The 13,866-nt window shown below is 69.7% G+C and carries 10 protein-coding genes; 7 read left to right on the top strand and 3 right to left on the bottom strand.

Features of this window, described 5'->3' with window-relative positions; genetic code table 11:
- The first annotated feature begins 12 nt into the window (after window positions 1-12).
- From C8D87_RS05985 to C8D87_RS05955, 7 genes are all read left to right on the top strand, one after another.
- A complete protein-coding gene (locus C8D87_RS05985; protein ID WP_170166319.1) occupies window positions 13-1,164 on the top strand; it encodes an NAD-dependent formate dehydrogenase in 1,152 nt (383 codons plus the stop codon).
- 478 nt (window positions 1,165-1,642) lie between these two features.
- Window positions 1,643-2,842, top strand: a complete 1,200-nt coding sequence (locus tag C8D87_RS05980) for an HNH endonuclease signature motif containing protein (protein ID WP_112225820.1) — start codon at window positions 1,643-1,645, stop codon at window positions 2,840-2,842.
- A 612-nt stretch (window positions 2,843-3,454) separates the two neighbouring features.
- Entirely contained in the window at window positions 3,455-5,395 is a 1,941-nt protein-coding gene (locus C8D87_RS05975) for a molybdopterin oxidoreductase family protein (protein ID WP_109636341.1), read from the top strand.
- Window positions 5,396-7,165 carry an NAD(P)H-dependent oxidoreductase subunit E gene (locus tag C8D87_RS05970; RefSeq protein ID WP_112225819.1) on the top strand — a complete coding sequence of 590 codons (1,770 nt, stop codon included), beginning with the start codon at window positions 5,396-5,398 and terminating at the stop codon, window positions 7,163-7,165.
- Window positions 7,162-8,085 (top strand): 2Fe-2S iron-sulfur cluster-binding protein, encoded by a 924-nt coding sequence (locus C8D87_RS05965; RefSeq protein WP_109636343.1) that lies wholly within the window; start codon window positions 7,162-7,164, stop codon window positions 8,083-8,085. Before C8D87_RS05970 ends, C8D87_RS05965 begins: the two co-directional genes overlap by 4 nt.
- 41 nt (window positions 8,086-8,126) lie before the next feature.
- Complete coding sequence (locus tag C8D87_RS05960) at window positions 8,127-9,668, top strand: aldehyde dehydrogenase family protein (protein ID WP_109636344.1); 1,542 nt, start codon at window positions 8,127-8,129, stop codon at window positions 9,666-9,668.
- Window positions 9,665-10,651 carry an acyl-CoA dehydrogenase family protein gene (locus C8D87_RS05955; RefSeq protein ID WP_112225818.1) on the top strand — a complete coding sequence of 329 codons (987 nt, stop codon included), beginning with the start codon at window positions 9,665-9,667 and terminating at the stop codon, window positions 10,649-10,651. The genes C8D87_RS05960 and C8D87_RS05955 overlap by 4 nt, the downstream gene beginning before the upstream one ends.
- Window positions 10,652-10,661: 10 nt before the next feature.
- On the opposite strand, the gene C8D87_RS05950 is transcribed toward C8D87_RS05955, so the two are convergent.
- From C8D87_RS05950 to C8D87_RS05940, 3 genes are read right to left on the bottom strand one after another with little or no spacing between them, the layout of a single operon-like run.
- Window positions 10,662-11,249 carry a hypothetical protein gene (locus tag C8D87_RS05950; RefSeq protein ID WP_112225817.1) on the bottom strand — a complete coding sequence of 196 codons (588 nt, stop codon included), beginning with the start codon at window positions 11,247-11,249 and terminating at the stop codon, window positions 10,662-10,664.
- Window positions 11,246-13,654, bottom strand: coding sequence for a lantibiotic dehydratase (locus C8D87_RS05945; RefSeq protein ID WP_112225816.1), 2,409 nt, complete (start codon window positions 13,652-13,654; stop codon window positions 11,246-11,248). Before C8D87_RS05945 ends, C8D87_RS05950 begins: the two co-directional genes overlap by 4 nt.
- Window positions 13,651-13,830: a thiazolylpeptide-type bacteriocin gene (locus C8D87_RS05940; RefSeq protein ID WP_109636350.1), complete on the bottom strand. Its 180-nt coding sequence runs from the start codon at window positions 13,828-13,830 to the stop codon at window positions 13,651-13,653. The genes C8D87_RS05945 and C8D87_RS05940 overlap by 4 nt, the downstream gene beginning before the upstream one ends.
- Window positions 13,831-13,866 lie beyond the last annotated feature (36 nt).

Below are 13,866 nucleotides of genomic sequence, written 5' to 3'. Positions count from 1 at the left end.
ATGCTGGAGGGCATGAAGATCCTGTGCGTCCTCTACGACGACCCGGTGACCGGCTACCCGGCCACCTACGCCCGCGACGACCTGCCGGCGCTGCCCGGCTACCCGGGCGGCCAGACGCTGCCGACTCCGTCCTCAGTGGACTTCACACCCGGCCACCTGCTCGGCAGCGTGTCCGGCGAGCTGGGCCTGCGTGCCTTCCTGGAAGCAGCCGGCCACGAGCTGGTCGTGACGTCCGACAAGGAGAGCGAGGAGTTCGAACGGCACTTGGCCGACGCGGACGTCGTGATCTCCCAGCCGTTCTGGCCCGCCTACCTGACCGCGGACCGAATCGCTCGCGCTCCCAGGTTGAAGCTCGCGGTCACCGCCGGAATCGGCTCCGACCACGTCGACCTCGACGCGGCCATCGCCCACGGCGTGACCGTCGCGGAGGTGACCTACTGCAACAGCATCAGCGTCGCCGAACACGTGGTGATGTCGATCCTGAACCTGGTCCGCAACTTCGTTCCCTCACACCAGACCGTGCTGAACGGCGGCTGGAACATCGCCGACTGCGTGGCCCGCTCTTACGACGTCGAGGGCATGCACATCGGCACCGTGGCCGCCGGCCGCATCGGCCTGGCGGTCCTCAAACGCTTGGCCCCGTTCGACGTGCACCTGCACTACACCGACCGGCACCGCCTGCGTCGCGAGGTGGAGCAGGAACTCGGCCTGACGTTCCACACCTCGGCCGCGGACATGGTGCCGCACTGCGACGTCGTCACGGTCAACGCACCACTGCACCCGGAGACAGAGGGCCTGTTCGACGACTCGCTCATCGGTTCCATGAAGCGCGGCGCCTACCTCATCAACACCGCGCGGGCTCGGATCGCCGACCGCGACGCCGTGGTGCGGGCGTTGCAGAGCGGCCGCCTGGCGGGGTACGCGGGCGACGTGTGGTTCCCGCAGCCCGCGCCCGCCGACCACCCGTGGCGGACGATGCCTCATCACGGCATGACGCCGCACATCTCGGGCAGTTCGTTGTCCGCGCAGGCCCGCTATGCCGCCGGTACCAGGGAGATCCTGGAGTCGTTCTTCGCCGGCACGCCGATCCGGGACGAGTATCTGATCGTGGACGGCGGCAAGCTCGCGGGCACGGGCGCTCACTCGTACGCGGTCAGGGGGTAGCGAGAGACCTTCCCGTAACCGGCCCGCCTTGCGTAGGCGGTCGCCTTGCGATGGTCGCCTTGCGTTGGCTGGTGCCGGTTCCAGCGGAGGGGCACCTGGCTTGCGGGGCGTCACCTTGCGTAGGTGGTTGCGCAGGCCTTGACGGGCCGGGTCATTTCATCGCCGCTTCGCGACGATTGCGATTGGGGCTTGACTTCGGGGCCCTTGCGAGGCGCTGGTCGGCCTGTAAAAGCCGGGCATGTAAAGCGCCCGGCCGATCCGAACACGGTAGCACCTCGCACCCAAAGTCAAGCCCCAATCGCCAGCGTGCGCGGTTGCGTTTGTTCGTTCGGGTGCGGGAATTACCGCTAGCACGGCGGATAATTTCCCTGTACGGCTCGCTCCGCTTCGCCACGAGGGTGGTTGGCTCAGACTGTTAATTCGATTGTGTATACCGTGACCTGTTATTTTTTCGTGATCTTGCGGTAGATTAGAACACGTGAGCGACACCCGACTCCTCTCCACCGACGAGCTGCTACGCGGCATCGTCGACGGGGTGACGGAAATCCGGATTCGCGAACATTCGGTCATGCAGAAGATCGCAGAGTTGGATCGGCGCGGGGTCGCGGCCGAACTCGGCTACAAGGATTTGCCGCACGTGTTGCGGCACGCGGTCCGCTGGGACCGGAAAACCGCAAGGAAATGGGTCACCCACGCCGCACTGCTGAGTCGCGAGATCACGCCGACCGGCAGTGTGCTCGCGCCCGCACTTCCTGTGGTCGCCGAGGCGGCGGCCGAGGGGGCGTTGTCGGTCGAGCATGTTGGTGTGGTGGCCGAGGTCATGAAGGCGCTGCCCGCCGAGGCCGAAGAGCCTGTCGTGGGTTTCGCCCGTGAGCATGAGCCGAGTGCGGTGCGGGCGTTCGGCAAGGAGCTGGCCTACCGGCTGTTCCAGAACGACCCCGAACCCCGCGACGCCGAACCCGCTCCGCCGGTCAACCAGCACGTGATGCGGTGGAAGAACGGGTACCTGGAGATCTGGGCGAAGCTGGACACGATCACCGGTGCCAAGTACGAGGCCTTGCTCGACCCGCTGGCCAAGCCCCGCCCGACCACCGCCGACGAAGGCCCCGATCTCCGGTCGCGGGCTGAGCGCGAAGGCGACGCCCTGGCCGACCTCGTGGACCTGATGCTGCGCGCGGACCAGCTGCCCGAGCACGGCGGCGAACCGGTCACCCTCACCCTGACCATGCGCTACGACGACCTCGCCGACCAGGTCGGCCAGGCCATGCTGGACAACCGCGAACGCGTGCCTGCCGACCAGGTCCGCCAGCTGGCCTGCAACGCCGGGATCATCCCGATGGTCATGGGAGCGAAGTCGCAGCCGCTCAACGTCGGCCGCAAGTCCCGCACCTTCACCGCCGGAATGCGGCGCGCCCTGGTCGCCCGCGACCACGGCTGCGCCTTCCCCGGCTGCGGCCGACCACCCAAACACTGCGACGCCCACCACATCCACCACTGGGCCGACGGCGGCGACACCTCCGTCGACAACGGCGTCCTGCTCTGCCGCCACCACCACAGGCTCATCCACCACAGCGGCTGGACGGTGACAATGGTGCAGGGCATCCCGGTGTTCTATCCGCCGCGCTGGCTGGATCCGCTGCGAAAACCCAGACGCAACCTCATCCACACCGCCGCCTGACCTTGGGTCGGTGACACCGCCGCGCGCCGGAATACCCGGCGCGCGGCAAAGGCGAGGTGGAGGTCCGCAAAGCAACCGCGATGGCGAAGCCGAGGCCTCCGGAACCAGCCGCAAGGCAAAGTCGCAGCCCCGGAAGAAACCGCAAGGTGAAATCGTGGCGCCCTCTCCTCAACCGCGATGGCGAAGCCGAGCCGGACAGGGTAATACCACACCGTTCAACCGGTAATTCCCGCACCCGAACGAACAAACGCAACCGCGCACGCTGGCGATTGGGGCTTGACTTTGGGTGCGAGGTGCTACCGTGTTCGGATCGGCCGGGCGCTTTACATGCCCGGCTTTTACAGGCCGACCAGCGCCTCGCAAGGGCCCCGAAGTCAAGCCCCAATCGCAATCGTCGCGAAGCGGCGATGAAATGACCCGGCCCGTCAAGGCCTGCGCAACCACCTACGCAAGGTGACGCCCCGCAAGCCAGGTGCCCCTCCGCTGGAACCGGCACCAGCCAACGCAAGCCGACCCCTCGGTGCCGGAGCCACCTGAGCCCCGGCAAGAAACCGCAACAGGGGCTAGCGCATACCGAAGATTGCATACAGTATGGACGCAGGAGGTGTCGTGATGAGCAGGCGGAAGAAGACCGAGCCCTACGTGCGGCTCACCCAGCCGCTGGTGCGCGACGCAGGCATCCTGCGCCCGGCCACCTGGGACGAAGCGCTGGACCGTGCGGCCGAGGGGTTTCACCGCAACGTTGCGAAGCACGGGCCGGACGCGTTCGGGATGTTCTCCTGTGCCAGGGCCACCAACGAGATGAACTACATGGCCCAGAAGTTCACGCGGGCGGTCATCGGTACGAACAACGTCGACTCGTGCAACCGCACGTGTCATGCGCCGAGTGTGGCCGGGCTGGCCAAGGTCTTCGGCAGTGGCGGTGGGACGTCCTCCTACCAGGAGATCGAGGACGCCGATCTGATCATCCTGTGGGGGTCGAACGCGCGGGAGGCGCATCCGATCTTCTTCCAGCACGTGCTCAAGGCGGTCAACAAGGGCGCCAGGCTGTACGTGGTCGACCCGCGGCTGACGAGCACCGGCAGGTGGGCGCACAAGTGGTTGCGGCTCAACGTCGGCACGGACATTCCGCTGGCCCACGCCATCGCGCGCGAGATCATCGCGTCCGGGCTTGCCAACATGTCGTTCATCGAGCGCGCCACCGAGGGCTTCGAGGAGTTCGTCAAGGCGGTCGAGCCGTGGACGTTGCCGGTGGCGGAGCTGGAGACCGGCGTGCCGGCCGAGCTCATCCGCGAGCTCGCGCACGCCTACGCCAAGGCGGACCGCGGTCAGCTCAGCTGGACGCTCGGCATCACCGAGCACCACAACGGCACGGACAACGTTCTCAGCCTCATCAACCTGGCACTGCTCACCGGCCAGGTCGGGCGGTACGGCGCGGGGCTGAACCCGTTGCGCGGGCAGAACAACGTCCAGGGCGGCGGTGACATGGGGGCCATCCCCGACCGCATGCCGGGCTTCCAGGACATCACCGATCCCGCTGTCACGGCCAAGTTCAACGCCGCGTGGGGCTCGAACATCAAGGCGGAGAAGGGCTGGAACCTCACGCAGATGCTCGAGGCGATGGAACGGGGTGACCTGACCACCGTCTACATCATCGGTGAGAACCCCGTGCAGTCCGAGGCCGACTGCGAGCACACGATCAAGCGACTGTCCAATCTGGACCACATCGTCGTGCAGGACATCTTCCTCACCAAGACGGCGAAGATGGCGCACGTCGTGCTGCCCGCCGCGGCCGCGTGGTGCGAGACCGACGGCACGTTCACGAACAGCGAGCGCCGGGTCCAGAGGGTGCGGAAGGCCCTCAACCCGCCGGAGGGTGCGCGCGACGACATCGAGATCATGGGTGAGATCGCCACGAGGCTCGGTGCGGCCTGGGAGCACAAGACCGGCGAGGACGTGTGGGACGAGCTGCGCAGCCTGTCGCCGTTGCACACCGGCATGAGCTACCAGCGGCTCGAGGAACTCGGCGGCATCCAGTGGCCGTGCCCGAGCGAGGACAGCCTCGAACCGAGCTACCTGCACGCCCGGCTCTGGGAGGAGGACCCGGTCAAGCGCGGCAAGCCCGCGCCGTTCTCGCCGGTGCTGCACAGTCCTCCGGTCGACGAGCTGACCGAGGAGTACCCGTTCCGGCTCACCACCGGGCGCCGGCTCGACTCCTACAACACGGGTGTGCAGTCGCACGGCTTCGAGTCGCCGCTGCGCAAGGGGGAGACGCTCGACCTGTCGCCGCAGGATGCGGCCGAGCTGAACGTCGAGGAAGGTGAGGAAGTCCAGATCACCAGCAGGCGCGGGCAGATCCAGGCGCCGGTGCGGATCGACGACGGTCTCACGCCCGGCCTGGTGTTCATGACGTTCCACTTCCCGGACGAGATCGACGTCAACATCATCACCATCGAGGCCACCTGCCCGATCGCGGGCACGGCCGAGTACAAGGCCGCGGCCATCCGCATCGACAAGCTTCCGGTGCCCGCTGTTGCCGGGAAGGCGGGCTGAGTGGACCTCAAACTGCTCGACGTCGAGCCCACCGAGGCCGAACGCGTCGTGGTCGACCTGTTCACCGGCATGGGGCGGGATCAGCTGTTGCCCGCTCTGCACGCCGTCAACGACAGGGTCGGCTGGATCAGCCAGGGCGCGCTGAACCACATCTGCCGCGTCCTGCACATCCCGCCGGCCGAGGCGTACGGCGTGGCGAGCTTCTACTCGCTGTTCTCGCTCACGGAACGGCCGGCGAGGGTCGTGCACGTCTGCGTCGACCTGGCGTGCCAGGTCAACGGCGCGAAGGCGTTGTGCGACCGGCTGACCGACGAGCTCGGCCCGGCGGGAGCGAGGAGCGGCTGGCTGCGCAGCCCCTGTCTCGGGGTGTGCGAGAAGGCTCCGGCGGCGCTCGCGTTCGAGGCGGGGGAGGTGGCGAAGGAGCAGCTCCTCGCGCCCACCCACGCCGGTGAGGTGATCGCGGTGGCGGCCGCCGGTCCCTCCCATGTGGACGATGAGCGCGCGGAGGTGCCGCAGGCCGGTGACTCCGGCCTGCGGCTGCTCAAGCGGGTCGGCGTGGTCGATCCGGAGTCGCTCGACGACTACCGGGCGACGGGCGGCTACCAGGCACTGCGCACCGCGCTTCTGCTCGGACCGTCCGGGGTGATCCGGGAAATCACCGACGCGAAGCTGATGGGACGCGGCGGCGCGGCGTTCCCGACGGGACGCAAGTGGGACGCGACCGCCCGTCAGCCCGTGCGGCCGCACTACCTGGTGTGCAACGCGGACGAGAGCGAGCCGGGCACGTTCAAGGACCGGCTGCTCATGGAGGGCGACCCGTTCGCGGTGATCGAGTCGATGACGATCGCCGGGTTCGCCGCCGGGTGCTCGAAGGGGTACCTGTACCTGCGCGGCGAGTACCCGCGCGCGTTGCACCTGCTGCGCAACGCGATCTCGAAGGCGCGCGAACGGGGCTTCCTCGGCGCGAACATCATGGGCCACGAGGGTTTCTCGTTCGACATCGAGATCCGGCGTGGCGCCGGTGCGTACATCTGCGGTGAGGAAACCGCGATCTTCAACTCCATCGAGGGCTTCCGCGGTGAGCCGCGGTCGAAGCCCCCGTTCCCGGTGGAGCAGGGGCTGTTCGGCAAGCCCACCGTGGTCAACAACGTGGAGACGCTGGTGAACGTGCCGGTGATCCTCACGGAGGGGTGCGAGGCGTACACGCGCATCGGCACCGAGGGGTCCACGGGGCCGAAGCTCTTCTGCCTGTCGGGGAACGTGAGTCGTCCGGGCGTGTACGAGGTGCCGTTCGGCACCACGCTCGGGGAACTCCTCGATCTGGCGGGTGGCGTGCCGCCAGGCCGGGAGCTGCGAGCGGTACTGCTCGGCGGGGCGGCAGGCGGGTTCGTCCGGCCGGACGAGCTCGGCCTGCCGCTCACCATGGAGGACGCGCGCGCCGCCGGCACCACGCTCGGCTCCGGTGTCGTGCTGGTGCTGGACGACACCGCCGACCTGGGCAGCTTCCTGCTGCGCATCGCCGCGTTCTTCCGCGACGAGTCGTGCGGGCAGTGCGTGCCGTGCCGGATCGGGACCGTGCGGCAGGAAGAGGCGCTGCACCGGCTCGTCGGCAAGCGCCCGCTGAGCACGAGCGCGGCTGATCTCCAGCTGCTGAGGGAAGTCGGGCAGGTCATGCGCGACTCGTCCATCTGCGGGCTCGGCCAGACCGCTTGGAACGCCATCGAATCAGCACTCGACCGCTTGGGTTACGCAGAGGAGGCGACGTCATGACGATCGTCGAGATCGGGCTGCCCAAGCGGCTGGTCGAGGTCACGCTGGACGGCGAGTCCGTACGCGTGCCTGAAGGTGCGACGATCCTCGACGCCTGCACGGCGGTGGGCAAGTCGATCCCGACGCTGTGCTACGGCGACACGTTGAAGCCCGCCAACGCCTGCCGCGTCTGCATGGTCGAGGTCGAGGGTTCGCGCACGCTCGTGCCGTCGTGCTCGCGCAAGGTCGAGCCCGGCATGGTCGTGCGCACGGAATCCGAGCGCACGCAACACAGCCGCAAGCTGGTGCTGGAACTTCTGGGGTCCGCGACGGACCTGTCCACCACGCCGCACGTGGACGAGTGGATGTCCGCGTGCGGCGCCGACCCCACCCGGTTCGGGCCGCCGGAGCCGCCGTCGACGGACCGCGACGACCGCCGGCCGGGTGAGCACGAGGAGCCGGACGGGCAAACGGCTGCCACGGTCCGGCAACCGATCAAAGTGGACAATCCGCTGTACGTGCGCGACTACGGCAAGTGCATCTTGTGCTACAAGTGCGTCGACGCGTGCGGCGACCAGTGGCAGAACAGCTTCGCCATCTCGGTGGCTGGCCGCGGGTTCGACGCGCGGATCTCCACGGAGTTCGCCACGCCGCTGCCCGACAGCGCTTGCGTCTACTGCGGCAACTGCATCGAGGTCTGCCCGACCGGTGCGTTGAGCTTCAAGCGCGAGCACGACAAGCGCGAAGACGGAACCTGGGACGAGTCCAGGCAGACCCAGACCACGACCGTGTGCACGTTCTGCGGTGTCGGGTGCAACCTCACCCTGCACGTGCAGGACAACGAGATCGTGAAGGTGACGTCACCGCACGACAGCACCGTCACGCACGGAAACCTGTGCATCAAGGGCCGGTTCGGCTGGCAGCACGTGCAAAACCGCTGACCCGCGCGCGGCCACATTCCGTTCGGCAGGGAGGGCGCCCGATGTCGTTGATCCTCAAGCCCGGCACCTCGTGGGACGAGGTCTACTCGCAGTGCGTTCGGCTCGCACCCGAAGCGTTCCACGACGATCGGCTGCTCAACCACTTCGGCGGCGGGTGGAGCCGCTCCGGTGAACCGATGCCCGCCACCACCCCTGTCGACGGCTCGACCATCGCGGGCCCGCCGTTCCTCGACTTCGACGTCGCGGGCCGCGCGGTGGTCGCCGCCGTGGACCAGCACATCGAGTGGCGCAACGTGCCGCTGGCCGAGCGCAAGGTGCGGGTGTCGGAGGCGTTGGACGCGCTGACCGAACACCGCGACCTGCTGTCGTTGCTGCTGGTGTGGGAGATCGGCAAGCCGTGGCGGCTCGCGACGGCCGACGTCGACCGTTGCATCGAGGGGGTGCGCTGGTACGTCGAGGAGATCGACGCGATGCTGGCGGGCCGGGAGCCGTTGTCCGGACCGGTCAGCAACATCGCGTCGTGGAACTACCCGATGAGCGTGCTGATGCACGCGATGCTGGTGCAGGCGTTGGCGGGCAACGCGGTCATCGCCAAGGCACCGACCGACGGCGGAGTCAGCTGCCTGACGCTGGCGACCGCGCTGGCCGTGCGATCCGGGCTGCCGTTGACGCTGGTGTCGGGCAGCGGGGCCGAACTGGCTCCGGTGCTGGTCGGGTCCTCGTTCCTGGGCTGTGTGTCCTTTGTGGGCGGTCGCGATGTCGGCAGCTCCATCGCCGCGCGCCTGGTCGACTCGAACCGGCGGCACGTGCTGGAGCAGGAGGGCCTCAACTGCTGGGGTGTCTGGGAGTTCGACTCCTGGGAGATGCTCGGCGCCCAGATCCGCAAGGCCTTCGACTACGGCAAGCAGCGCTGCACCGCCTACCCCCGCTACGTCGTGCAGCGGTCGTTGTTCGACAAGTTCCTGTCCGTGTACCTGCCCGCGGTCAGGGAGGTCACCTTCGGGCACCCGCTCGCCGTCTCCTCACCCGGCGAGGAGCTGCCGGTGCTGGACTTCGGCCCGTTGATCAACGACGCGAAGGCCAAGGAGCTCGGCGACGCCGTGGACGAGGCGATCCGGGCCGGCGGGGTACCGCTGTACCGGGGATCGCCGGACTCGGGCCGGTTCCTGCCGGGCCAGCAGACCGCCGCCTACCTGGCGCCGGTCGCGATCCTGGATCCGCCGCGGTCGTCCGTCCTGCACCACGCGGAGCCGTTCGGGCCGGTCGACACGATCGTCCTGGTCGACACCGAGGCCGAGCTGCTCGCCGCGATGAACGCGTCCAACGGGGCCCTCGTGGCTTCCTTGGCCTGCGACGACGAGGCGACGGCCCGCCGGCTGAGCGAGGACGTCCAGGCGTTCAAGGTCGGGATCAACAAGCCTCGCTCGCGGGGCGACCGGGACGAGGTGTTCGGCGGGCGTGGAGCGTCGTGGCGTGGCGCGTTCGTGGGCGGTGAGCTGCTGGTCCACGCCGTGACGGAGGGACCTCCCGGTGAGCGGCCGTACGGCAACTTCCCCTCCTACTCGCTCTACCCGCCGACGTGACGTACCGGGCGGACCTGATCCGCATCGTGCAGAACGTGGTGGCGCCCGCGGCCGCCGATGTCGACCAGCACGCCAGATTCCCGCGCGCCGCCCTGAACGCACTGGGCGCGCGTGGCCTGCTGGGCATGACGATCTCGCGCACGGCCGGCGGGGGAGGACAGGACCTGAGATCGGCCGGGCGGGTGGTCGAACAGGTCGCTCACGTCTGCGGCGCAACGGCTTCCGTGCTGCGCTCGCACTACTCCGCCGCGGCGGTGCTGGACCGCTCGGGACCGCACTGGCTGCGTGCGGAGATCGCAGCCGGCCGTCATCTGTCGACGCTCGCGGCTTTCGGCTCGTCCGGTGCCGTGTCGTCACACGGCGACGTCGTGCAGGTGCGGGCGCGCAAGAGCTGGGTCATCGCGGCCGGCGAGGCCGACAGCTACGTCTGGTCGACCGGCTCGGCGTTGTGGCTGGTACCGGCACAGGCGCCGGGTCTGCTGGTGCCGGCCGACCACGCCGGGATGGGGCTGCGCGGGACTGTCGCCACGTGTGTGGAAGCGGATCCCGTACGAGTGCCCGCGTCCAACCGGCTGTGGTCGGAAGAGCCGGCGTACCCGTGGTTCCTGGTGCTCGGCGCCGCCGTGTCGCTGGGGCTGATGGAGGGCGCGCTCGCCGCCGCGCTGGGCCATCTCGGCGGCGGAGATCCGCGCACACGTGCCGACCTGGTGCGGATGCGGTTGCGGACCGACTCGGTCCGGGTGCTGTACAACGACACCCTGTCCGCGGTGACGTGGCATCCGGAACGGTCCGTCGACCGGGTGCGGCTGCTCGCGGTGACCGCCACCGAGGCGGCCGTCGCCGTGACGGACCTGGCGATGAAGGTGTGCGGGGACGCGGCGTTTCGCCGGGACCTGGGGATCGAGCGCAGGTTTCGGGACGCGCGGGCCGCCGCGGCGATCGAGCCGACCGTGGACTCCCTGGTGGATTCGATGGAGATCTGAATGCGGCGTGCTATGAGGCCAGGGGCAGGAAGTAGACGAGAACGTCGTCCACACCGTCGAGCCCGATGACGTCGTGGGCGAGGTCGTCGTAGAAGCCGCCGACCAGCCCGGCCATCGCGGTCAACGCCAGCTCGGCGCGCGGGACCGGGAACGACTCGCGCAGGGCGGGCAGACCGAGACGCAGGCCCTTGGCGCGCAGGGCGATGTAGGCGTCGGGAACGAGGTCGCGCAGGCGCTCGTACGACGTCGGTTCGATGCGAACGGAGTTGTTGGGGTACAAGGGCGTGAACGGTGGCAGGAGCAGCTCGGCGACGGCGGCGGACGCGGCGTGGGCGAGCTGTTCGGCCTCGGAAAGCTCCACTGCGGACGGATAGGCGGTCACGTGGGACCGCAGCAGCGAGGCCACCAGCAGAGCCGCGGGGTCGGCGGACGGGCCGGAGAGCCGGACGCGGACGTGAGGGCCGTGCAGCCAGTGGCGTTCGACGTGGCCGGTGACGTCGGGGAACGCGGACGCGGCGGCGGCCAGTGCGGGGAGGACGCCGTCGCGGACCAGCGGTGCCTTGATCGGGTCGTGGTAGTAGCTGACGACGTCGGTCATTCCGCCCTCCGGCAGGTCTCCGCGAACACCTCGATGACCTGACCGGACGGCACCGGCAACGCCTCGGTGAGCTGGACGCGGTGGTTGCGGTAGCGGGACAGCAGGCGGGGCAGGCAACGCAGGTGCAGGGCGTTGGTGAGGTCGACGTACTGCGGTTTCGGGCCGTTCATGCGGGCGAGGTGGTCCTCGCGGGAGGACACGACTCCGCCCATGCCGGCGAACAGCTGCGCGGGCAGGCCGTGACGAGCGCGGAACCGGGTCACGGCGGCGATGTCGGCGAAGTCCAGTGCCTCAGCAGAGAACTCCCAGGAACGGCGGGCCAGCACCACGTCGCGGTAGCGTAGGCGGTCGGCGAAGCGCACGTCCCCGGAGTCCGCGACAGACCGCAGCGCGGACAGGTCGGCGGCGCCGCACGCGAGGTCGGCGTGCAGCGCGGCGGCCCGGCCCGGCAACGAGATCGGCATGAGGTAGCCCAGGTACAGCACGTCGACGACCGCACCGGAGTCGCGGCGCCGCAACCGGAGCTCGTCGCGCTCCTGGTCGTGGTACAGCTCCAGCGCGTCCGGGGTGTGGTCGGCCCAGCGCGGGTCCTCGCCGATCTCCACGCGGCTCAGCAACGGGTGCAGGTTCGGGTTGAAGCCCTGCACCGGGCGGTACTCGGCGAAACCGCGCGGGAAGACACCGTCCAAAGTGGCGCGAACGGACGCGTAGGCCTCCGGCGGCAGGAGATCCAGGAATCTGCTGGGAAAGCGGCCGAAGCCGTCGTAGACGTGGTTCACCACGAGCCCGCCGGGGGACGGCTGGGCGAAGAACGAGTACGAGACCGGGCGTGTCTTCATCCACGAGGGCAGCAGGTCGGCGGCGGCGTCGACGGCCTCGTCGGTGATCACGCCGTCCCGCACCAGGTCGGCCACCTGGGCGCGGCTGGCACCGAGGCCGCCGGTCGGGGCCGAGGCCAGCGCGTCCAGCAGCAGCGGGGCGCACGCGGCGAGCCTGGCCGAGCCACCGCGACCGAACTCGACCACGAACTGGTCGCGGAGGTACCGGCGGATGGCCAGATGCCGGTCGAACAGCATCAGCAGCGGCGTCAACGCGGCCAGCGAACGGACGCCGTCGTAGCCGTACGCGCGGCCGAGGCGCACCGGCTGGGGCAGCACGACGTCCTCGCTGAGCGGCACGATGCCGGTGAGCTCGGCACCGGTCAGCTCGCCCAGTTCCTGCCACGCGGCGGTCAGGGCGGCCAGCGCGGCGGGACGGGAGTCGGCGGGGAGAGCGCCGAACGCCGCGGTCGAGCGGTGGATCGACGCCACCCGGTCGGCGAGCGCGGCCCGTCCGGTGTCGCGCAACCACGAGGCCAGCGCACGACACGCCTCCGGATCCTGCGGATCGACCGGGAGCACCGGGACCAGCAGCTTGACGTCGAGCAGGAGAGCGACGTAGCGCTGAGCGCCGGCGGACTCGCCGTCCGGCAGGCGGGTGGCGAGCGCGCTGGTGAGCTCGGCGGGGCTGATGCCCTTGGGGTTGGCGGCGGTGAGGCCGACGAGGAACCGCAACGGCGCGGTCACCGCCAGCTCCACGTTCTCCTCGGCGGCGACGTGGGCGCGCAGCGGGCCGGACGCGGGGACGTCGCGCAGGAACGTCATCCTGCCGCCGTCCTCGTGCACGCCGGGCGCGAGGCGGTGCGGGTGGCCGAAGACGCGCGTGCGGTCGGCGACCAGCGCGGCCACGAGCCGGGTCAGCAGCACCTGGTTGACCCGCGTGACGGCGACCGGTGTGCCCCAGTCGGGTGCGGGCGCGTCGGGCGACCAGGTGCCCCAGCCGACCGAGGTGTACCAAGAGAGCGGGCTCGTCTTCGACGTGGCGCGCAGGGCGTAGCGCAGCACGGCCGGTTCCGCCTTGCGGGCGCGGCGATCCCCGGAACCGGCGCGGCCCAGTCCCCGCCAGAGGTCGCGTCCACTGAGGACAGCGGCCTTGCGCAACGGTTCCGCCGCGCACAGCGAGGCGAGCACCTCGCGTTCGGCGGCCAGCGCCGCCGGCTGGTGCCGCTCGACCTCCAGAACCAGTTCGGCGCACTCGTCCATCAGCCTGAACCACGTGGCCAGCAGCGGAATTCGCAGCGACTCGGCGGCGGCGCGCACCGAGGGCCGGGGCGTGCGCCGGTTGTGGACGTCGCGGCGCAACGGCAGCACGACTCGGCGGTGGAACTCCGTGGAGTGCGCGCCCGCGCTGTCGTGCAGCAGGTCGCTCAGCGGACCGGCGAGTGCGAGCAGCTCGCTCTCCTTGTCCGCCAACGCCTCCACTGCCCGCCGGAACGGCGCCGCGGCTGCGGCGCCCTCCGGGTGCGGCAGGGCCGCCAGGCGCACGAGTGCGTATGGCGCTGGTTCTCCCTGCACGCGATCGGTCATGCGGTCAGAGCGGGGAGCTGCGGCTGGTGGCAGCTGCTGCACGAACCGCTGCTGCACGAACAGGACGAGGGTCCGCCGGACGCGCCGGACTCGGGCAGCGCGACCGAGTCGCGCATCGAGGTGACCGCGAGGTCGCCGAGCTCAAGATCGTCGAGATCGAACGAAAGATCCTTCATGCCGTGTCCTTCGCATTCAGCTGTTCCGAACCGGCC

It is taken from the genome of Lentzea atacamensis (assembly GCF_003269295.1).
Taxonomy (GTDB): Bacteria; Actinomycetota; Actinomycetes; order Mycobacteriales; family Pseudonocardiaceae; genus Lentzea; species Lentzea atacamensis.
The sequence above is the reverse complement of the archived record's forward strand: the minus strand, read 5'-3'. Positions and strand labels throughout refer to the sequence as shown.

Coding starts and splice junctions, on each gene's coding strand:
- C8D87_RS05985 (WP_170166319.1), top strand. CDS start 13: ATGAAGATCCTGTGCGTCCTCTACGACGACCCGGTGACCGGCTACCCG.
- C8D87_RS05975 (WP_109636341.1), top strand. CDS start 3,455: ATGAGCAGGCGGAAGAAGACCGAGCCCTACGTGCGGCTCACCCAGCCG.
- C8D87_RS05965 (WP_109636343.1), top strand. CDS start 7,162: ATGACGATCGTCGAGATCGGGCTGCCCAAGCGGCTGGTCGAGGTCACG.
- C8D87_RS05960 (WP_109636344.1), top strand. CDS start 8,127: ATGTCGTTGATCCTCAAGCCCGGCACCTCGTGGGACGAGGTCTACTCG.
- C8D87_RS05950 (WP_112225817.1), bottom strand. CDS start 11,249: ATGACCGACGTCGTCAGCTACTACCACGACCCGATCAAGGCACCGCTG.
- C8D87_RS05945 (WP_112225816.1), bottom strand. CDS start 13,654: ATGACCGATCGCGTGCAGGGAGAACCAGCGCCATACGCACTCGTGCGC.
- C8D87_RS05940 (WP_109636350.1), bottom strand. CDS start 13,830: ATGAAGGATCTTTCGTTCGATCTCGACGATCTTGAGCTCGGCGACCTC.